This is a genomic window from Burkholderia sp. Ac-20345 (genome assembly GCF_017104825.1).
Classification (GTDB): Bacteria; Pseudomonadota; Gammaproteobacteria; order Burkholderiales; family Burkholderiaceae; genus Burkholderia; species Burkholderia lata_B.
The window spans coordinates 29,905-49,472 of sequence record NZ_JAAGPO010000023.1 but is presented as its reverse complement, the minus strand read 5'-3'; the positions used below and the strand labels follow the sequence as shown (position 1 = coordinate 49,472).

Sequence of the window (19,568 nt, the reverse complement as noted above, 5' to 3'; positions counted from 1 at the left end):
GGAAGGAAAATCAGGGATTCGAGCGCCGGGGTCTCGGATTGCGCCCGTATGGATTTATGTAATTGTATTAACGAATATTTTGTTTCAAGCGGGAAATCGGAATGTCCCGGTTTGATGGTTCACGCACATCCTGGCTGTCAGGCACCGGTAAATCTTCCGGAAATATCTGCTTGAACATCGTGAGAATTGTGCGCGCCGTCGTCGGCATGGCGCGCGTCTATCGCGCGCTCTTTTTCCACGACCGAAACAATTCCAGTAGCGCACGGCACGGCGTCGACGTTGCACCGCCCCGTCGCCATACCGCACCGACATCCATCGTCGGTACGGTCACACTAAGATTGCGGCGGCTGATCCGGTTTCCTTCCAGAGACCAGGGGCGATAGACAAGATCCGAGAGGATCGTGACGCCTTGTCCGAGCGCCACGAGGCTTCTTACGGCCTCGATCGATTTGCTCTGCATCCAGACGTTCGGCGTGATGCCGTAGCTTCCCCAATACTTGCCGACGGTGCGCAGGTGCTCGTCCATGTCCAGGAGCAGGTAGTTTTCGCGCGCGACGTCCTCCAGCGTGACCCGATGCGCTTCCTGCAGCGGATGATCCGGATGGGTCCACAGCCTGCGAGGCGAGCGAAGCATCGTCTCGTATTTCAAATCCCGAATCTCAGCGGTATTCGACACCAGCAGCAGTGCGATATCGAGGCGGTCATCGACGAGCATTTCCTCGATCGCTTCGCGCTCGCTTTCGACGATGCTCACGCTCAGGTTGCCGAACCGTTGGGAAATGACCGACATCAGCGACGGCATCAGATAAGCCGAAATGGTTTCGGTCACGCCGATACGCACATGCCCCGAGATCTGCTCGGGCTCTTCCTGCGCCGCCGCCACGGCGCGATCGATCGACAGGGTCGCGTGTTGCACGTGACGCAGGAATCGCTCGCCTGCCGGTGTCAGTCGCACCCCTCTCGAATGACGCTGAAGCAGCGTGACGCCCACCATGTCCTCGAGATTCTTCAGCGCGATGGTCATCGACGACTGGGATACCGAGCACAGGTTGGCCGACTGCGAAATCTGGCCGGTGTCGGCAACGGAGACGAAATACTCGATCTGGCGGACGGTGATGTGCGTGCTCACGGGCGAGGCTCCGAGAAATCCGGGCGGTTGCGGAAAGGCGCCGCCTCGAGGGTCCGAACGGTACACCGGATCGGGTCGCGCGATATTGATTCAATATATATCAAAGCATCAAAAGGATGAATTTGTCATGGCCCGTTCCGCTTCTTAGCATGGAGTCAAACATGAAGCGGACGATGCAAACTGATGGAAACGCAGGAGAAAAAAGGCTATTGCACGTTGTGCCGGTCACGGTGCGGCACGATCAACGTCGTGCGTGGCGACCTGATGATCAAGGTGCGGCCCGACGAAACGCATCCGACCGGCCATGCGATGTGCATGAAGGGGAAAGCCGCACCTGAACTCGTGCATAGCCCGAACCGGGTGTTGTATCCGATGCGGCGGACCCGGCCCAAGGGGTCCGCCGATCCGGGCTGGAAGCGCATCGACTGGGAGGAGGCCCTGTCCGAGATCGCCGAGCGTCTTGCGCATTTCAAGCGCGAGAACGGTGCCGAATCGGTGGCGTTCGGCGTCACGACGCCGAGCGGAACACCGATGAGCGACAGTATCGACTGGGTCGAACGATTCGTCTGGTTGTTCGGAAGTCCGAACATCTGCTACGCGACCGAGATATGCAACTGGCACAAGGACAGCGCGCATGTCTTCACGTTCGGCTGCGGCATGCCGACCGCGGATTATCAGCATGCCGATCTCATCGTTCTGTGGGGCAACAATCCCGCCAATACGTGGCTGGCCCAAGCCGATGCGATTGCAAAAGGCCGCCGCCGAGGGGCCAAGCTGATCGTCGTCGATCCGCGGCCGACGCCCCTCGCACGCGAGGCGGACCTGTGGCTGCGAGTCAATCCCGGAACCGATGGTGCGCTCGCGATGGCCATCGCGCGGCAGATGATCGAGATCGGCAACGTCGACGATACCTTCGTGCGGAGATGGACGAACGGCCCGTTGCTGGTGCGTGCCGATACCGGACGGTTTCTGCGTGAGCGGGATATCGACGCACACGCATCGGGCAATCGGTACGCACTCTGGAACCAGACGCTCGATCGGCTGGAACTGGTTGAAGAGGAAGCCGGTACGGCACTCTCCGATCTGTTGATGAGCGGCACGCGCCACGTCGGCGTCACGGACTCGACCGGCCGTTGCAGGCAGGTGGAATGCACGCCTGCGTTCGATCTCTATTCGCGTACGCTCGCAGCCTATACGCCGGAACACGCAAGCACGATCACCGGCGTCGATGCAGCCGACATCATGAAGGCTGCCGAAATGCTGCATCCCGGGCAGGGAATTGCCTATCACGCGTGGTCCGGCGTGGGGATGCACACCAATGCCACGCAGACGGAGCGATCCATTGCGACGCTGTATGCGTTGACGGGCGCGTTCGATACGCGCGGCTCCAATCGGGAATGGACGAAGCAGCCGGCCAATGCGGTCAGCAGTTACGCGATGCTGGACCCGCGGCAACGCGCGAAGGCGCTCGGCCTGGCGGAACGACCGCTCGGTCCGCCGTCCCAGGGTTGGGTGACGGCACGCGACGTCTATTGCGCCATTCTCGACGCGGAGCCCTATCGGATACGCGCGCTGTTCGCGTTCGGCACGAACATGGTGCTGTCCCAGGCGGATGGCGGCATCGCCCACGATGCGCTTTGCGCGCTCGATTTTCACGTTCACTGCGATCTATTCGAGACGCCGTCGTCCCGCTACGCGGACATCCTGCTGCCCGTGAACACACCGTGGGAGCGGGAAGGCTTGCGGCTCGGTTTCGAGATCAACGAGCGTGCGGTCGAACTCGTCCAGTTGAGACAGCGCATGGTGCCGCCGAGAGGGGAAAGCCGTGCCGACTACGACATCGTCCTCGATCTGGCCGTTCGGCTCGGCATGAAGGACCGGTTCTTCGGCGGCAGCATCGAGGCGGGATGGAATCATGTGCTCGAGCCGCTCGGGCTGGACGTCGCGTCGCTGCGCGCGCATCCGGAGGGCATATCCAGGCCGTTGACCCAATGCGAGCGTCGATACGCGTCGTCGACACCTGACGGCGCACGCGGTTTCAACACGGAGACGTTGCGGGTCGAACTGTATTCCGAGAAGTTGCATCGTCACGGCTACCCGCCGGTTCCCCGATATGTGCCGCCGCAGCATGGACAGGGCGGGGAGGCGAACGATCGCCGCCGATTCCCTTGCACGCTGACTTCGATGAAGAACGGGTACTACTGCCACAGTCAGCACCGCGGGCTCCCGAGCCTGCGCCGTCGCGCGCCGTACCCCGTGGCGGAACTCAATGACGATCTGGCGGCGGAACACGGCATCGTCGATGACGACTGGTTCCTGATCGAAACGACGAACGGCACGGCGCGCTTCAGGGCACGTCTCGTGCCGGAGCTTGCGCACGACGTGATCGTGGCCGAATACGGCTGGTGGCAGGCCTGCGACGAGATCGGCATGGATTCGCTCGCCGTGGAGGGGCGAAACAACAGCAACTTCAATCGGCTTGTTTCGGCGGCCAGACTCGACCCGGTGAGCGGCTCCTCGCCGCTGCGTTCCGTCCGCTGCCGCATCCGTCCGGACCCGTCGATCGATCCGTTGCGCCGTTCGTGGAAAGGGCTGCGGGATTTTGTCGTATCGGCCATACACGAGGAAACGAGCGGCGTGCGAACCGTCACGTTCCGGGCGTCGGACGGAGGGGCATTGCCGGACTACTTGCCCGGGCAGCACGTGACCGTGCACGTTCCGACGCTTGGCGACGGCGGTACGACACGCGCCTATTCCTTGACGGGAGCCGCCTGCGAAGACGATCGCCGGACTTACTCCATCTCGGTGCGCCACCAGAAAGGCAGAACTGGGGAGGGTGTTCCGTTCGAAGGTGCGATGTCCTCCTACATACATGGATCGCTCAAGGTGGGAGATCCCGTTCTGCTCGGCGCTCCCGCCGGTACCTTCATCGTACCGCCGGCGTCGAAGCAACCCGTCGTGATGTTCGCGGGCGGCATCGGCATCACGCCATTCATCTCCTATCTGGAGTCGATCCGGGATCGGGGGGCGCAGGCGCCGGAATCGAGACTCTTCTATGCAAACCTGAACAGCACGACGCACGCATTCCGCGAGCGCATCGAGATATTGAAGCAGCGGCTGCCGAAGCTGGAAGTCGTCAACTGCTACAACCAGCCGCACGACGAGGTACTCGGGCGCGCTTACCAGATAAAGGGTTATCTGACGGCGGACGTAGTCAGTGACGATCTGATTCAACGGCGCGCACGGTTTTATTTGTGCGGCCCGGAACCGATGATGCAGGCGATTACCGCGGGATTGATCGAACGTGGTGTTCCGCCCTTCGACATCTTCAAGGAGGCGTTCAGGTCGCCGTCCAGGCCGGCGCCCGACCCGTCGAAGCGATTCGTCGTCCAGTTCACCCGATCGCGTCGCGTTGCCACCTGGACGCCTCGCGACGGAAGCCTGCTGTCGTTCGCGGAGTCGCTCGGGGTCGCCGTGCCGAGCGGTTGCCGTGTCGGACAGTGCGAGAGCTGCGCGGTCAAGGTCGTATCGGGCGAAGTCGCGCATTTGAGCGGGCACGGGCCCGATGAACCGGATGTGTGTCTCGCCTGCCAGGCCATTCCGGCAACCGACGTTGCCATCGATGCATGAACCCGCCTAAGGAAATGTTCACCATGAAATACTTTGACGCCGTGGCAACACGCGATGCACTGGATTTTGAATCGCTGGTATCGCGCTTGAGGCAAGCGTTCGTCGAGGGTTGCAACGTGCCGCTTCGCCATGCGCATGCCGTCAATTCCGGCGGTGAGGACGAGGGCACGGTTCTCATCATGCCTGCGTGGGAAGACAACGGCTATCTGGGCATCAAGACGGTCAATATCTTCCCGGGTAATGCGAGGCACGGATTACCCGGGTTGCACTCGACTTATGTGCTCTATGACGGGCGGACGGGAAAGCCGCTTGCGCAGCTGGACGGGGACGAGATCACATCACGCCGCACCGCGGCTGCATCGGCACTGGCCGCGACCTATCTGGCCCGTCAGGATGCGTCGCGTCTCGTCCTGCTGGGCGCCGGACGAGTCGGCAGCCTGATTCCGCTCGCGTATCGCAGCCAGTTGCCGATTTCGGACGTCGAAGTCTGGGACAGGAACCCCCGGGCAGTGGCCGACCTGATCGGCCGGCTGACCGGTCTCGGCTTCAACGCGGTGCCCGTTACCGATCTCGAGAAGAGCGTCAGGCACGCGGACATCGTTAGTTGTGCGACGCTTGCGACGGAACCGATCGTCCGCGGCGAATGGCTCGCACCGGGATCGCATCTCGACCTGATCGGCAGTTTTACGCCGCGCATGCGCGAGGCCGACGACGATTGCTTCCGGAATGCGGAGATCTACGTCGATACGGACGAGGCGCCACAAAAATCCGGTGATCTCCTGGGCCCGCTGTCGCGCGGTGTCATGGCGATCGGCGACTTGAACCGGACATTGTCGGCATTGTGCAAGGGCGAAGCGAAAGGCAGGCCGAATGACAGCCGGAGGACGGTGTTCAAGGCCGTCGGTACCGCGATGGAAGACCTGGCTGCTGCCATCCAGGTCTATGAAAAATCAAACTAGTGTGTTGATGGACAAGGAGACCAGAATGAAGGATCTGATGGAGGTGCCGCGCGTCGATGCGCCGGCGACGGACCGTGAAGGCACGCTCGAGCGAATGGCCGCCGGCGTGGCGCGCTGGTCGGAGAAGTGGTTCCCGGACGCTTATATCTTCGCTGCGATCGCCGTCGTAGTCGTGGCGGTGGGCGCGACTGCAATCGGCGCGCCGATCAGGCAGGTCGGCGTGGCGTTCGGCGACGGCTTCTGGAGTCTCATCCCGTTCACGATGCAGATGGCGATCGTTGCAATTTCGGGTTATGTCGTCGCGGTATCGCCACCCGCGTCGAAACTGATCGGCGCGCTCGCGCGTTTGCCGTCGTCCGGCCGGGCGGCCGTGACGTTCGTCGCGTTCGTCAGTATCGTCGCATCGTTGTTCAACTGGGCGATCAGCCTGATCTTCAGCGGCCTTCTGGTTCGGGCACTGGCGCGTCGCGCCGATCTGCACATGGACTACCGGGCAGCGGGCGCGGCCGCTTATCTCGGCATGGGGGCGACGTGGGCACTGGGATTGAGCTCGTCCGCATCGCAACTGCAGGCGAATCCGGAGAGTCTGCCCAAGACGTTGCTCGCCATCTCCGGCGTCATTCCCTTCGCGGAAACCATCTTCCTGCCGCAGTCGATGTTGATGGCTGCCGTGCTGACGGTCGTTTCGCTGCTGGTTGCCTGGCTGTCCGCGCCCGGCGGCACGCGTGCAAAGACGGCGGCGGCGCTCGGGATTCATCTCGACGAGGCCCACGCGACGATCCCGCGCCCGACTCGCCCGGGAGACTGGCTCGAGTACAGCCCGCTCATCACCCTCGCGATCGTGGCGATCGGGTCGATCTGGGTTGCGCACACGTTCGCGACGAAAAATCCGATGATCGCGATTTCGAATCTGAACACGTACAACTTCCTGTTCCTGATGCTGGGCATGCTGCTGAACTGGCGGCCGAGGCGATTCCTCAATGCCGTCGCGCGTTCCGTGCCATCGGTTGCAGGTGTGCTGATCCAGTTTCCGTTGTACGGCGGGATCGCCTACATCCTGACCAAGGCGTCGGCGCCTGCAGGGCTGCCGCTCTCCGATCATCTCGCGCATTTCTTCGTCGCGCTGTCCTCGCAATCATCGTTTCCCGCGGTGATGGGGGTGTACTCGGCGGTCCTCGGATTCTTCGTTCCGTCCGGCGGTGGCAAGTGGATCATCGAAGCGCCCTACGTGATCGAAGCGGCAAAACTGCTGCACGTCCATCTGGGCTGGGCGGTGACGGTCTACAACGCGGCCGAGGCCTTGCCGAACCTGGTCAATCCGTTCTGGATGCTGCCGCTCCTCGGAGTGCTCGGGCTGCGTGCCCGCGACATCGTGGGGTTCACGTTCACGCAGCTGATGGTGCATCTTCCTTTGGTGATTTTCATGCTCTGGGCCTTCGCGAGCACGCTCAGCTACCATCCGCCAGTCATGCCGTGACGAACGTCAGGCTCGTTTGCCGTCGGCGGATGTCGTGCGATGCGTCGATGGGCGACCGATTCCGTATCCGGTAGGCGCGGTGTGAAGTCGGTGCCGGCCGCGCACTTCGTTTGACACGACTACGCGCCCAGCACCGACAGATCCCGCGGTAGCCCCCGCTTGAACATCGCAAGGATCTGTCGCGCCGCCTTCGGCGGCAGCGTGATCGCATGGCGCACGGCCGCCGCGATCTGGATCATCATCAGCTCGGCGAATGCGCTCCGTTGCGCCTGCGGGGTGCCGGGCGCGACTTCTCCCAGCGCATCCGCGAACATCCCCGCCAGAAACTCGCCGTCCGCCCGGTCGAGCGCCTGCAGCGCGCGGTCGGCCTGCGTGGCCCGCCAGATGTCGCGCATCAGCGGCTCGTCGACGAACATCCGGTAGTAGCTGTCCGTGATGCGGGCGAGCGTGGCGTGCAGGTCGTCGAGCGTCTTCATCGCGGCCAGGTCGCGCCGCACGCAGTCGTGCCCGGCCTCGTTGTAGCGCTCGGCCAGCGTGCCGATCACGGCCGCCTTGTCCGGAAAGTACTGATACAGCGAACCGAACGAGATGCCTGTGCGTTCGACGATGTCGCTCATCCGGAACGCGTCGCAGCCTTTCTCGATCATCACTTCCGACGCGCACGCGAGGATGCGCTCGAACCGCTCGCGGCTGCGCTGCTGCGTCGGCACCAGCCGCGCGCGCGCCGGCGCGTCCGCTGCCGCCGCTTCGGGCTCGTCGTTCTGCCCCGATTTTTGTCGGCCCATGCCGCCTCCGGAAAAACTTGACGTTGCTAATGCGAGAGTCTATCGTGTTTTTAAAACGCGAGACGTTCTCGCATTTTAGTCAAAGGAGACGGTCATGTCGGCACTTCCCATCCTCATCGTCGGCGGTTCGGGCAAGACGGGCGCCCGCGTCGATGCACGGCTGCGCGCGCGCGGCATGGCGACCCGGTCCGTGTCGCGCACGTCGGCCGTCCGCTTCGACTGGACGGCGCCCGAGACGTGGCCCGCCGCGCTGGAAGGCGTATCAGCCGCGTACGTGACCTACCAGCCGGACCTTGCCGTCGAAGGCGCGGTGGACGCGATCGCCGCATTCGCGCGGCTCGCGCGGGAAAGCGGCGTCGAGCGCGTGGTGCTGCTGTCCGGGCGCGGCGAGCCCCGCGCGCAGGCTGCCGAGGCCGCGTTGCAGGCGTCGGGTGTCGGCTGGGGCGTGGTGCGCGCGAGCTGGTTCAACCAGAACTTCTCCGAGGGCTACCTGATCGACGGCGTGCTGGCCGGCGAAGTCGCGTTGCCGGCCGGCGCGGTGCGCGAGCCGTTCGTCGATGCGGACGACATCGCGGACGTGGCGGTGGCCGCACTCACCGATGCGCGTTTTGCGAACCGCGTGATCGAGGTCACGGGCCCGCGCGCGCTGACGTTTGCCGAAGCGGTCGGCGAAATCGCACGGGCCGCTGGCCGGCCGGTCGCCTATCGCGAGATTCCGGCCGATGCGTTCGTTGCCGGATTGCGCGAGGTCGGCGTGCCGGAGCCGATCGTCGCGCTGCTCGACGATCTGTTCGGCGTGGTGCTCGACGGGCGCAACAGCGCGGTGACGCATGGCATCGAAGAGACGCTCGGGCGGCCGGCACGCGATTTCGCCGACTATGCGCGCGCGACGGCCGCGACCGGCGTGTGGAGCGCACGATCATGATCGCGTTCGTGACTGCCGCATTGCTGTGGGGCTCGGCCATCGGCTGCGGGCTGATGGCCGGCGTGTATTTCGCGTTCTCGACGTTCGTGATGACGTCGCTCGGACGGATCGCGCCGCATGCCGGCGTGGCCGCGATGAACGCGATCAACGTCGACATCGTGCGTTCGCCGTTCATGCCGCTGTTCCTCGTCACGACGCTGATGGCGCTTGCACTGGTCGTGATCGCGCTGCTCGATCGTAACCAGCCGGGCGCGATGGCGGCGGTCGCGGGCGGCGTGCTGTACGTGTTCGGGATGTTCGCGGTGACGATGGCTGTCAACGTGCCGCTCAACGATGCGCTTGCCGCGGCCGATCCGTCGACCGCGCACGGCGCGGCGCTGTGGACGCGCTACGTGCACGACTGGACGATGTGGAATCACGTGCGCACGGTGGCGTCGGCAGCCGCGTGCGTGTTTTTCATTGCGGGGATTGCGGCGCGGTAACGGCGGGCGTCATGCGGTGTGCGCGGCCTGCCCGGGCAACCGGTATTCGGCGATGGTGCCGGCATCGAATGCGATCAGCGAACCGCGCACCGGATCGTGCCGCCGGGCGACGAAGCCCGGAAGGGCCCCGAGCGGCGCACCCGAGGCGATGCGCCAGATCGTCGTGCCGGCGGGCGTCGCCACATATAACGACGCGCCATCGCTGAACAGGCCGCCGATCCGGTCGGGTTCGGTCGCCATCGGGATGCGCCGGTCGTTCGATTGCAGGGCTACGGTCACATCCAGGATGCGTACGCCGGCGTCCTGCCCGGTTTCGGCGAATTCGTCCTCGTCCCAGTCGGCGAGCCCCCAGTACGCGATATGCCGGTTGTCGATCCAGCAGGCGGGCGTGTCCCAGTCGTCGCGCTGGGTCAGGTCGACGACCGATGCGCCGTCTTCGCTTTCGAAGGGGTTGGCGTCGAGCCACACGGCGACCGACCAGGCGCGCGGGATCGAAACGGGATGCCAGACCCAGCCGTCATCGAACAGCCGGCTGCCGTCGGGGCTCGGCACGAGCCGGCCGTGGAAGTAGTCGAGGAAATGCGCGGGCCGGTCGTCGTTGGTGTACGGCGCGATGTCGCGCGCAGTCAGCGATGCACCGGTGGCCGGGTCGGCCGCATCGAGCCGGTTCCAGGCGGTGCGATGCACGAAGATCGTGCGATCGCGATGACGGAGGAAGCACGCACTGAACGGCACGGTATGCGGGTAGTAGTCGCCGCCGTCGAGCCGCATCGTCGGTGCGCCGGTGGCGAGGTCGACGACGAGGCCGTGCCGCCCGTAGTCGGTCACGATCGCCGCGTACCGGCCGTCAGGCGAAGCGTGCAGGCGATAAGCGGGCGTGCCGAACGCGGTGTGACCCGTGGCAGGCGGGAGCGGCGGTAACGACACCGAACACAGCGTCGTGGGGCGCCCCGTATCGAGATCGACGCCATGCAGCGAGCCGTCCGCCGTCAACACGAGCAGATGGCCGTAGCCGGCCTGAACGATGCAGGTATCGACGATCGGCGCGTGTTCCCACGTGTGCGTATTCACGGTACGGGATTCGTGCGTCGATGCAGACAAACGGTGCTGGCTGGTCGTGTTCATGAGCGCAATTCTATCGCTCACGGCGTCCGTGCCTACGCATAAAACGCCGACGGCGACACGCCGAAATGCCGCTTGAACATCGCGGAGAACGCACTCTGGCTGCTGTAGCCGTGATCCATCGCGACGGTCAGCACCTTCTCGCCGTGCGCGAGACGCTTGAGCGCGAGCAGCAGCCGCGCCTGTTCGCGCCAGCGGCGAAAGCTGAGCCCCGTCTCGCGCCGGAACGCGCGATGGAGCGTGCGGACCGACAGCCCGAGCAGGTCGGCCCATTCGGCGATCGTGCGCAGGTCGTCGGGCGCGGCGACGAGCGCGTCGCAGATCGTGCGCAGGCGCGGGTCGTGCGGCCACGGCAGGTACAGCGGCAGCAGCGGCGCGACCGTCACCTCGTCGAGCAGCAGGTGCATCAGGTGATCGTGGCGCGAGCCCGGCGCATAGTCGAGCGGCACGTCGACCGCGGCGAGGATCAGCTCGCGCAACAGCGGATGCACTTCCACGACGCAGCTCCGCGCGGGCAGGTGCTCGACCGCGCCCGGCTCGACGAACACGGTGCGCATCTGCACGTCGCCGCTCATCTGCACCGTGTGGTCGAGACCGGCTTCGAGCCACACGCCGCGCGTCGGCGGCACGACCCACGACGCGCCTTCGGACTGCACGTGCATCACGCCCTCGATCGCATAGAGCAACTGGGCGCGGCGATGCCGGTGCGGTGCGATCGACGTGCCGTGCGCGTACGTCGCCGCCATCGCCGACACGGGCATCGGCGTCGATTCGTAGCGCAGGTGTGCGCCGGGCGGGGTGGACTCGAGTGTCCGATTCGCGACAAGTCGTGACATTTTGGCGTGAGACAGGCAGTTGGGCGGGCGGGCACGATGGCGTTCCCATCCACGCCAGATCCCTGTCAGGATATTAATCCGTCAAATGCGATGAACAAGTCCCCTTTTCTGTTTCCCTTCTGCGCGATCGCGCTGTGGGCCGGCAACGTGGTCGTGTCGAAGCTGTCGGCGTCGACGATCGACCCGTCGGCGATCACGTTCTACCGGCTGGTGCTCGCCGTCGCGCTGATGAGCGTGTTCACGCTGCGCCCCGCGTGGCGCAATCGCGCGGCGCTGGTCGCGCACCTGCCGAAGCTCGCGGTGCTCGGCTTTCTCGCGATGGCGCTGTTCCAGAGCCTGTCCTACGAGGCCGCGAAAACGACCAGCGCGACCAACATGGCGATCATCACGGCGCTTGTGCCGCTGATGACGATGCTGCTCAGCTCGCTGCTGCTCGGCGATCCGCCGGGCGCGGGCATGGTCGGCGGCGGGGTGCTGTCGCTCGCCGGCGTGGTCTACCTGATCGCCGAGGGGCACCCGACGACGATCGCCGCGCGCGGCGTGCACACGGGCGACCTGCTGATGCTGGCGGCGTCGGCTGCGTATGCGTTGTACGGCGTGCTGCTCAAGCGCTGGCGCATCGGTGCGCTGCCGGCATGGCAGTCGACCTACGTGCAGGCGCTCGCCGCGCTCGTCTTCATGGTGCCGATGCTGCTGCGATTGCCCGCGCAGGCGGCGTGGCCGACGCGTGCGAGCGTGCCGCTGATCCTGTATGCCGGTGTGCTGGCGTCGGTGGTGCTGCCGTATCTGTGGATGCAGGGCGTGCGGCTGCTCGGCCCGAGCCGTTGCGCGATGTTCATGAACCTGCTGCCGGTGATGACGGCCGGCGGCGCGATCGTGCTGCTCGGTGAATCGCTGCGCCTGTATCACCTGATCGGCGGCGCCGTGGCGCTCGTCGGCGTCGCGATCGCGCAGCGGTTTCCGTTGCAGGCGAGCGCATCGCAAGGAGTGCGGCAATGAGCGGCGATCGCGACATGCAGAGCTTGATGGCCGCGCTGCCGGCCGCTCGCGCATCCGTCGGTGCACCGGCGCTCGCGCACCAGCTCGAACGGATCGCGACCGCGCTCGAAGCGCTGGCGGGCACCGGTCAGCCGGCGCCCGTCGATTTCGACGCGGGCGTTGCATTCCGCTGGCGCGGCTTCGACGGCGGGCCACGGACAGCACCGCTCGAACCGGTCGCGGCGCCCGCGCTCATCGCGTTCGATGCGCTGCGCAACGTCGAGCGACAGGTGGCGATTGTCGAACGGAACACGCGGCAGTTCGTGCGCGGGTTCGCGGCGAATCACGTGCTGTTGACCGGTGCGCGCGGCACCGGGAAGTCGTCGATCGTGAAGGCGTGCCTGCACGCGTTCGCGCCGCACGGGCTGCGGCTGATCGAGGTCGGCAAGGAACGGTTGAGCGACCTGCCGGCGATCGTCGAAATGGTACGTGCGCGGCCCGAACGATACATCGTGTTCTGCGACGACCTGTCGTTCGAGGCGGGCGAGACCGGTTACAAGGAACTGAAGACGGTGCTCGACGGCTCGGTCGCGAGCGACCTGTCGAACGTGCTCGTGTACGCGACGTCGAATCGCCGCCACCTGATGCCCGAGCAGGCGAGCGACAACGCGAACGTGTCGCGTGCGGAGAACGGCGAGCTGCATCCGGGCGACGCGGTGGAGGAGAAGATCTCGTTGTCCGAGCGCTTCGGGATCTGGGTGACGTTCTACGGGTTCACGCAGGACGCGTATCTGGCGGTTGTCGAAAGCCGGCTCGGTGAGGCCGGGTTCGATGCGGCGCAGATTCGTGCGGCGCGCGAACCGGCACTGCAGTGGGCGCTGGAACGCGGTGCGCGGTCGGGGCGGATTGCCGCGCAGTTCGTGCGGGATTATGCGGGGCGGCTAGCGGAAGAGGGGGCCGCGGGTGAACGCGCGCACGTGCGGCGCACGGGTTGAGCGGGGCAGCCGCCTGATTCGCTGCGCGTTGCCTTCGTAGGCAAGGCCTTCACTTCGTCGGATGCGGGGCAGGCGTTGCTCGCCACGCGTCGCGCGTGGCGTCGCCGTCAACCGCCGGCTGCCGCATCGATTGCGGCAGCCGGCGCCGCAGGGTCCCGCTGAATCGCGGCCCCGGCGCGCGGGCCCGCGCGGACGGGGGGGGATCAACTGAAGTGATGGCTGAATTCCAGCCACAGGGTACGGCCGTAAGGCATGTAATAGCCGACCGTGTAGTAAGGCCAGCCGGCGGAATCGTCGTGCTTGATCGTGTTGAACACGTTGTTCATGACGAAGGTCAGCGACGTATCGCGCGAAAACTGGTGCGAGATGCTGAGGTTCGCGAGCGTGGTCGGCGTCAGGTACGCGGTCTGGGCCGCATTCGGCACCTTGCCGTAGCGCTCGACCTGGATCGTCGACGTCCACTTCGGAATCGACCAGGTCAGGCTCATCGTGAGCTTGTCCGGCCACTCCGGGTTGCCGGTCGGGTTCGCGAGCGAATGCAGGAGATCCTGCACCGGGCCGTTCGTATATTGCTGGTACTTGTGGCTGAGGACCTTCGTGAAGTTGGCGCTCAACAGGAACGTGCCCGCGCGGCCGGCGCGAACGCGCCATTTGCCGCCGAGGTCGAAGCCTGTCGTCTTTTCCATCGCGGCGTTGATCGGGTTCACGAGGATCGTGTTGATCGCGCCGGGATCGAGCACGGCCGTCAGCGGGTTGCGGATCACGCGGCTCAGCGCGTCCACGCAGTTGGGCGAACTGGCGCTCAGTTGTCCCGTACGGCATGCGGATTCGGTTCGCAGCAGATTGTCCGGATCGATGGTCGTGACGAGATTGTCGATGCGGATGTTGTAGTAATCGGCCGACAGGTCGATGTCCGGTGTGGGCGCGAGCACGAAGCCGGCACCCCACGATTTGCCGTTTTCCGGCTTCAGGTTCGCATTGCCCTTCTGAATGAAGTTCGAGCCCGGCGACACGTTCGCGTATTCGCACGATGCGAGCGATTTCCCCGACTGGTTGCAGCGGAAGTAGTCGGTGGTCGATTCGAAATAGCCTTTCGACTGGCTCATGAAGATGTAATTCATGTCCGGTGCGCGAAAGCTCGTACCGTAATTGCCGCGCAGCAACAGCTCGCGCAGTGGCCGGTATTCGAGCCCGAGATCGTACGTGAGCTTGTTGTTGCGGGTGCCGGCGAACGAGTAGTCGTCATAGCGCGTTGCGACGTTAGCGGTCAATTGGCTCAGGATCGGGATACGCAACTCGACCGCGGCCGCGTAGCGCTTGCGATTGCCGCTCGCACCGGTCGCGCCGGCCGAGTTGTAGTACACGCCTTGATTGAGCGCGGGGTCGAGGGCGTTGCTGAAGCCCTGCGTGCCGTATTCGATCACGCTGGCGGCACGCACGGGGCCCGCCGGCAGCGAGAACAGGTTGCCATTGGCGGCGAGGCTGAAGGTCTGCGTCCACGTGTTGTTCCTGCTGGTCGATTCGCCGTACATCGACGCGAACTGGTTCGGCGTGAGCGGGGTCGCGAAGCGTGCGGCGCTGGGCGCGTAGATCGGCGCGCCGTCGGCCGCGGTGCCGAGCTGCGGGCCGAGGTAATAGCTGTCGACGTTCGACAGCAGGCGCGGCACCGTCGCGCGGCTCTGGTAGCCGGACGCGCTGTACGTGAGCTCGTAGTTCCAGCTGCTGTCGGGCAGCTTGCCGCGCAGGCCCGTGATCAGGTTGCCCGCGACGTCGTCCCAGCGCTTGTTCCACACCGATGCGCCGCCGATCTCCTGCGGCGAGATGCGCTTGGTCCACGCCTCGTTCGCACCGGTTTCCTGGTTGAAGAAGTAACCGGTCGTCGCCGCGGCCGACGTCCAGCTCGGGCCGCGTGTGTTGTTCTCCGTCTGGTTCCAGGCAGTCGACACGGAGCCGAACAGCGTGACGAGATCGCTCAGCCGGTATTCGACGCCGCCGTACAGGTTCTCGCTGACGTTGTTCGTTTGCGTCGTCCAGTACGACGGCTGCGCGCCGCCGCTACCGCAGTACGCGCCATTGCGCGTGTTGACGGGGGACGTGCCGCCGAATGCGCCGACGCCCGCGAGCGGGCCGCACGCGCCAGCGGCACCGACGTAGCGGCCCGTGTCGAGGTTCTGGCGGGCCCAGGTCTTGGTCGGCGTTTCACCTTCGAGCGTCGAAGCCGACATGAAGTCGCGCTGCCCGGACCATATCGGATTGGTCTTGCTGATCTCGAGGCCGAACACCGTGCTCAGCGCGCCGAATTCCTTGCCGCCCGACACCTGCAGCCGGCCGTTGCCGCCACCGCCGTCCCAGGTGCGGCCACCCTTGACGTTGACCTCGATGCCGTCGATGTGCTTTTTCATGACGATGTTGACGACGCCCGCGATCGCGTCCGAGCCGTATACGGCGGAGGCCGCGCCGTTCAGGATTTCGATCCGGTCGATCATCGCCGACGGAATGTTGGCCAGGTTCACGAAGTTGACGTTGCCGTCGTACGCGATCGGATAGTCGGCCACGCGTCGGCCGTCGACGAGGACGAGCGTGTGATTCGGGCCCAGGCTGCGCAGGCTGAGCGCATTCGCGGCCGGCGTGAACGTGTTGCCGAAGTCGGCGCCTTGCGTGAAGCCCGTGTTCTGGGTTTGCGACTGGAGCGCGTCGAAGACGTTTCGGTACCCTTTCGATTCGAGTTCCTGACCGGTAATGACGGTGACGGGCGTCGCGCCTTCCTTCTCGGAGCGTGGAATGCGCGAACCCGTCACGACGAACGTTTTCAGCGATGCGGCGACAGGCTTTTGCGTCGTATCCGCGCTGCGCGCTGATGCGGCCGCGCTGGCCGGATTTGGCAGAGCACTGACGACAGCTGCGCTCGACGCGGCTTCCTGCGCCGCTGCGGGCATCCATGTTGTCGCGAGGCCGGACAGGCAGAGCGCAATCGCGCTCCCTCTCATGATGTAGAGCGACGTGTTTTGCATCTTCAAGTATGTTGACGAGCAAGTTCAATGGCTGGCAGTTGCCGGGCATCCACGCCGCTCACGGCGGCATATCGACTCGCAACCCCCTTTTCGTTCGCGCAATTCCAGCGTCTGATGCGTGCTCCCGGAATGACGGACGCGATCTGAAATCAGTCGAATGAATCGATTTCTCTTTCAGATGCCGTATTCGCGAGTAATGGCCGGTGGCGTGGCGAGAGACTTTATCGATCGCCTTTTGGCACGGCAAATGATCGTTGCGTATATTGATGTGGTGGAGGGTGGGTAAATTGAAATGACTTGCTAATTCAATTTGTCTTCTGAAAACAAGAAAAACACTCGGCTCCGTGCGATGCGTGGCGTCGCGGTCGGTCATTCTCTGCAGGTCGCGTCATCCGGGCTGTTATGCGTAATGGCCGATCGCTGCGCGTAAAACCTGCGCGCCGACGGCCGGATCGGCCGCTTGCTTCGAACCGCAACCTGAAATCCGCCGGAATGTACGAGGCGCGCGGTGCCTGATGGAACACATGGCGCGTGAGAGCGTGGTTCGTCGACGACTTCCGGCGGCCGGATATCGACCTCGCTCGAGTGGACTCCTGCTTCGGTAAACATCGCTGCAGGACGAATAAAACAACGTGAAAGTTTGATGTGATCAAACTTGTCTGGATTGCCGATGCCCCGAAATTGGGAATGTTTGATGTGATGAAACTTTTAAAGTTTGAGTTATAAGAGCGGTAAGTTTGATCTAATCAAACTTTGAATGTTTCATCAAAAAAAGTTTGACGGTCAAAATTTTTTCTTGATATTGTTCGCAATCAAGGAGCGGCGGTTATTGAGGTATTCATTCCTTTCAGAATATCTTCCATTTTGATCCGTGTGATCGAGGTAGGGCTGCGCTCCACCGACTGCTGTTCGAGCGGACGGGCATCCGTTTTATTTTCCGGAATCTAATCAATTTCGATAAGCAGTAATTTTCCCGTGTCGAGCGATCGACGGGCGGGAAACGCATTTTCTGGAATTAGCAATTCTGGTTTTCCGGGTATCGAATCAAACACTGCCGTCATCCGGGCCGTGGGGCATCGTGCATCGGCGACATTCGCATTGGGGGACTGAAGGTGGGTATCAAGATCGAGGACGGCGTGTTCGCGTCCGGTGGTGGACCGGCGATGCCCGGGCGCCCGCGGCAGTTCGGCGGGAAACAGCGGAACCCGGTGCGCCGGTTCGGCGGCATCGCGGTCGTGCTGCTGCTGCATGTGTTGCTGGTTTATGCGCTCGTCAACGGCCTCGCGACCAAGGTCGTGCAGGTGATTCAGCATCCGATCGAAACCCGCATCATCGAGCCGGTGAAGCCGCCGCCACCCCCGCCACCCTTGCCGGTGGTCAAGCTGCCGCCACCGAAAGCGACGCTGCCGCCGCCGCCGTTCGTGCCGCCCGCGGAGGTGCCGGTGCAGGCGCCTCCGCAGGCAACGATCACGCATCAGGCCGCGCCCGTGCAGTCCGCGCCGGCCGTGCAGGCACCGGTCGTCGCGCCACCGGCGCCGGTGGCGAAGTCGGTCAGCCACGAGGTCGGGGTGGTCTGTCCGAATTCCGACCAGATGCGCGCATCGATGCAGTATCCGAAGGAAGCGCAGGAAAACAACATCACCGGCGACGTCACGATCGAATTCGTCGTCGATGCGGACGGCAACATCACCAACGTACGGGTGGCGCAGTCGGCCGATCCGATCCTGGATCGCGCTGCCTACAACACGGTCAAGCGATTCAAGTGCACGGCTCAGGGGCAGCCGGTTCGCGTCCAGGTTCCGTTCTCGTTCAACCTGAACTGAACCGGTGCAGGGCGCCGGGCGGGCAAGACGGGATTTTAAATCGATCAGTTTAACGAAACAAATGGAGTAGGTATGGCAAAGCGTTCACTGGCCGCACTGGCGGCCTGCATGTTGATTTCCGCTGTCGCGCTCGATGCGCTCGTCGCGCCGCAGGCGGCGTTTGCCGAGTCGAGCGCGCCGGTGGCCGTGGCCGCGACGGCATCCGCACCGCAGGCGGCCGCGGACGAGCCGTCGCCGCCACCTGCACCGGCGACGACGAAGGCCGTCGAGAATCCGTACGGGCTCGGTGCGCTGTGGAAGAACGGCGATTTCGTCGCGCGATTCGTGCTGATTCTGCTCGTGATCATGTCGATGGGTAGCTGGTACATCATGATCGCCAAGTTCCTCGAGCAGTTTCGCGCGAACCGGCGCGCCAAGCTCGCGGACGAGCAGCTCTGGTCGGCCCCGTCGCTGTCGGCCGGCGCGAGCCTGCTCGACGAGGCATCGCCGTTCCGCTTCATCGCCGAGACCGCGATCGAGGCCGGCGAGCACCACGACGAGGCGCTGCTCGAAGCGGTCGACCGCAATACGTGGATCGACGTCTCGGTCGAGCGCGCGATTACCAGCGTGTCGAACCGGCTGCAGGACGGCCTGGCGTTCCTCGCTACGGTGGGCTCGACCGCGCCGTTCGTCGGACTGTTCGGCACCGTGTGGGGCATTTATCACGCGCTGACGGCCATCGGCATTGCCGGGCAGGCGTCGATCGACAAGGTCGCGGGCCCGGTCGGCGAGGCGCTGATCATGACGGCGATCGGGCTGGCGGTCGCCGTGCCGGCCGTGCTCGGGTACAACTTCCTGGTTCGCCGCAACAAGTCGGTGATGGAGCGCGTGCGCGACTTCGGCGCGCAGCTGCATACGGTGCTGCTCGCCGGCAGCAAGCGTCCGGCGCGGGCCGCCGGTGTGCCGGCCGCGTCGCTCGTGCACTGACGCAGGCGGGGGTGCGCGATGGCCATGAGCGTCGGACAGGACGACAACGACGACGTGATCGCGAACATCAACACGACGCCGCTCGTCGACGTGATGCTGGTGTTGCTGATCATTTTCCTGATCACGATCCCGGTCGTGACTCACACGATTCCGCTGGAGCTGCCGAAGGAAACGGTGCAGCCGTTGCAGACGACGCCGAAAAGCGTCGAGATCGCGGTGAATCGCGACGGGCAGTTCTTCTGGGGCGAAACGCATGTGGACGGCCCGACGCTGCTTGCGAAGCTGAAGGGCATCTCGCAGATGTCGCCGCAGCCCGACGTGCACGTGCGCGGAGACGAGAACACGCGCTACGAGTTTATCGGGCGCGTGGTCACCGCGTGCGAACGGTCGGGTATCGCCAAGGTTTCTTTCATCACCGAGCCGCCGGCGCGCGGCGGGTAGGAGTCGACG

General features: G+C 64.6%; 15 protein-coding genes. 10 read left to right on the top strand and 5 right to left on the bottom strand.

Going from position 1 to position 19,568, the window contains the following annotated elements:
• Window positions 1-217: 217 nt before the first annotated feature.
• The gene (locus G3O06_RS11525; RefSeq protein WP_205816081.1) at window positions 218-1,129 is read right to left on the bottom strand and encodes a LysR family transcriptional regulator; all 912 of its coding nucleotides are present in this window, start codon (window positions 1,127-1,129) and stop codon (window positions 218-220) included.
• A gap of 183 nt (window positions 1,130-1,312) precedes the next feature.
• Here G3O06_RS11525 and G3O06_RS11520 point away from each other — a divergent pair, with 183 nt between their 5' ends.
• Genes G3O06_RS11520 through G3O06_RS11510 form a run of 3 tightly spaced genes read left to right on the top strand, consistent with a single transcriptional unit; the run spans window position 1,313 to window position 7,195 of the window.
• Window positions 1,313-4,759, top strand: a complete 3,447-nt coding sequence (locus tag G3O06_RS11520; RefSeq protein WP_205816080.1) for a molybdopterin-dependent oxidoreductase — start codon at window positions 1,313-1,315, stop codon at window positions 4,757-4,759.
• 23 nt (window positions 4,760-4,782) lie between these two features.
• Entirely contained in the window at window positions 4,783-5,718 is a 936-nt protein-coding gene (locus G3O06_RS11515; protein ID WP_205816079.1) for an ornithine cyclodeaminase family protein, read from the top strand.
• A gap of 25 nt (window positions 5,719-5,743) precedes the next feature.
• Window positions 5,744-7,195 (top strand): TIGR00366 family protein, encoded by a 1,452-nt coding sequence (locus G3O06_RS11510; protein WP_205816078.1) that lies wholly within the window; start codon window positions 5,744-5,746, stop codon window positions 7,193-7,195.
• A gap of 119 nt (window positions 7,196-7,314) precedes the next feature.
• On the opposite strand, the gene G3O06_RS11505 is transcribed toward G3O06_RS11510, so the two are convergent.
• Window positions 7,315-7,980, bottom strand: a complete 666-nt coding sequence (locus tag G3O06_RS11505) for a TetR family transcriptional regulator (protein ID WP_205816077.1) — start codon at window positions 7,978-7,980, stop codon at window positions 7,315-7,317.
• Between the two features lie 94 nt (window positions 7,981-8,074).
• Between G3O06_RS11505 and G3O06_RS11500 the strand changes: the two genes are divergently transcribed.
• Both G3O06_RS11500 and G3O06_RS11495 read left to right on the top strand, forming a co-directional pair.
• The gene (locus G3O06_RS11500; RefSeq protein WP_205816076.1) at window positions 8,075-8,905 is read left to right on the top strand and encodes an NAD(P)H-binding protein; all 831 of its coding nucleotides are present in this window, start codon (window positions 8,075-8,077) and stop codon (window positions 8,903-8,905) included.
• Window positions 8,902-9,387, top strand: a complete 486-nt coding sequence (locus G3O06_RS11495) for an anthrone oxygenase family protein (RefSeq protein ID WP_205816075.1) — start codon at window positions 8,902-8,904, stop codon at window positions 9,385-9,387. Before G3O06_RS11500 ends, G3O06_RS11495 begins: the two co-directional genes overlap by 4 nt.
• Window positions 9,388-9,396: 9 nt before the next feature.
• On the opposite strand, the gene G3O06_RS11490 is transcribed toward G3O06_RS11495, so the two are convergent.
• Both G3O06_RS11490 and G3O06_RS11485 read right to left on the bottom strand, forming a co-directional pair.
• The gene (locus G3O06_RS11490; protein WP_205816074.1) at window positions 9,397-10,512 is read right to left on the bottom strand and encodes a hypothetical protein; all 1,116 of its coding nucleotides are present in this window, start codon (window positions 10,510-10,512) and stop codon (window positions 9,397-9,399) included.
• 32 nt (window positions 10,513-10,544) lie between these two features.
• Window positions 10,545-11,345, bottom strand: coding sequence for a helix-turn-helix transcriptional regulator (locus G3O06_RS11485; RefSeq protein ID WP_174969563.1), 801 nt, complete (start codon window positions 11,343-11,345; stop codon window positions 10,545-10,547).
• A 90-nt stretch (window positions 11,346-11,435) separates the two neighbouring features.
• On the opposite strand from G3O06_RS11485, the gene G3O06_RS11480 reads away from it, so the two are divergent.
• On the top strand, window positions 11,436-12,344 hold the full coding sequence (locus G3O06_RS11480) for a DMT family transporter (protein WP_205816073.1): 909 nt from the start codon (window positions 11,436-11,438) through the stop codon (window positions 12,342-12,344).
• A 26-nt stretch (window positions 12,345-12,370) separates the two neighbouring features.
• Window positions 12,371-13,318: an ATP-binding protein gene (locus G3O06_RS11475; protein ID WP_205816106.1), complete on the top strand. Its 948-nt coding sequence runs from the start codon at window positions 12,371-12,373 to the stop codon at window positions 13,316-13,318.
• Between the two features lie 203 nt (window positions 13,319-13,521).
• Here G3O06_RS11475 and G3O06_RS11470 read toward each other — a convergent pair whose 3' ends face one another.
• Window positions 13,522-16,329 carry a TonB-dependent receptor gene (locus tag G3O06_RS11470; protein WP_241019812.1) on the bottom strand — a complete coding sequence of 936 codons (2,808 nt, stop codon included), beginning with the start codon at window positions 16,327-16,329 and terminating at the stop codon, window positions 13,522-13,524.
• Window positions 16,330-17,447: 1,118 nt separating this feature from the next.
• Here G3O06_RS11470 and G3O06_RS11465 point away from each other — a divergent pair.
• The 3 genes from G3O06_RS11465 to G3O06_RS11455 all read left to right on the top strand — a co-directional run bounded on the left by G3O06_RS11465 (window position 17,448) and on the right by G3O06_RS11455 (window position 19,559).
• The gene (locus G3O06_RS11465; RefSeq protein ID WP_205816104.1) at window positions 17,448-18,152 is read left to right on the top strand and encodes an energy transducer TonB; all 705 of its coding nucleotides are present in this window, start codon (window positions 17,448-17,450) and stop codon (window positions 18,150-18,152) included.
• Window positions 18,153-18,224: 72 nt separating this feature from the next.
• The gene (locus G3O06_RS11460; RefSeq protein ID WP_205816072.1) at window positions 18,225-19,118 is read left to right on the top strand and encodes a MotA/TolQ/ExbB proton channel family protein; all 894 of its coding nucleotides are present in this window, start codon (window positions 18,225-18,227) and stop codon (window positions 19,116-19,118) included.
• Window positions 19,119-19,136: 18 nt separating this feature from the next.
• Window positions 19,137-19,559 (top strand): biopolymer transporter ExbD, encoded by a 423-nt coding sequence (locus G3O06_RS11455; RefSeq protein WP_174969567.1) that lies wholly within the window; start codon window positions 19,137-19,139, stop codon window positions 19,557-19,559.
• Window positions 19,560-19,568: the final 9 nt, after the last annotated feature.

Bases quoted from the DNA above. Each gene is read 5' to 3' on its own strand.
- G3O06_RS11505 (WP_205816077.1), bottom strand. From the start codon at position 7,980: ATGGGCCGACAAAAATCGGGGCAGAACGACGAGCCCGAAGCGGCGGCA.
- G3O06_RS11485 (WP_174969563.1), bottom strand. From the start codon at position 11,345: ATGTCACGACTTGTCGCGAATCGGACACTCGAGTCCACCCCGCCCGGC.
- G3O06_RS11510 (WP_205816078.1), top strand. From the start codon at position 5,744: ATGAAGGATCTGATGGAGGTGCCGCGCGTCGATGCGCCGGCGACGGAC.
- G3O06_RS11495 (WP_205816075.1), top strand. From the start codon at position 8,902: ATGATCGCGTTCGTGACTGCCGCATTGCTGTGGGGCTCGGCCATCGGC.
- G3O06_RS11515 (WP_205816079.1), top strand. From the start codon at position 4,783: ATGAAATACTTTGACGCCGTGGCAACACGCGATGCACTGGATTTTGAA.
- G3O06_RS11520 (WP_205816080.1), top strand. From the start codon at position 1,313: ATGGAAACGCAGGAGAAAAAAGGCTATTGCACGTTGTGCCGGTCACGG.
- G3O06_RS11470 (WP_241019812.1), bottom strand. From the start codon at position 16,329: ATGCAAAACACGTCGCTCTACATCATGAGAGGGAGCGCGATTGCGCTC.
- G3O06_RS11480 (WP_205816073.1), top strand. From the start codon at position 11,436: ATGAACAAGTCCCCTTTTCTGTTTCCCTTCTGCGCGATCGCGCTGTGG.
- G3O06_RS11475 (WP_205816106.1), top strand. From the start codon at position 12,371: ATGGCCGCGCTGCCGGCCGCTCGCGCATCCGTCGGTGCACCGGCGCTC.
- G3O06_RS11500 (WP_205816076.1), top strand. From the start codon at position 8,075: ATGTCGGCACTTCCCATCCTCATCGTCGGCGGTTCGGGCAAGACGGGC.
- G3O06_RS11455 (WP_174969567.1), top strand. From the start codon at position 19,137: ATGGCCATGAGCGTCGGACAGGACGACAACGACGACGTGATCGCGAAC.
- G3O06_RS11460 (WP_205816072.1), top strand. From the start codon at position 18,225: ATGGCAAAGCGTTCACTGGCCGCACTGGCGGCCTGCATGTTGATTTCC.
- G3O06_RS11490 (WP_205816074.1), bottom strand. From the start codon at position 10,512: ATGAACACGACCAGCCAGCACCGTTTGTCTGCATCGACGCACGAATCC.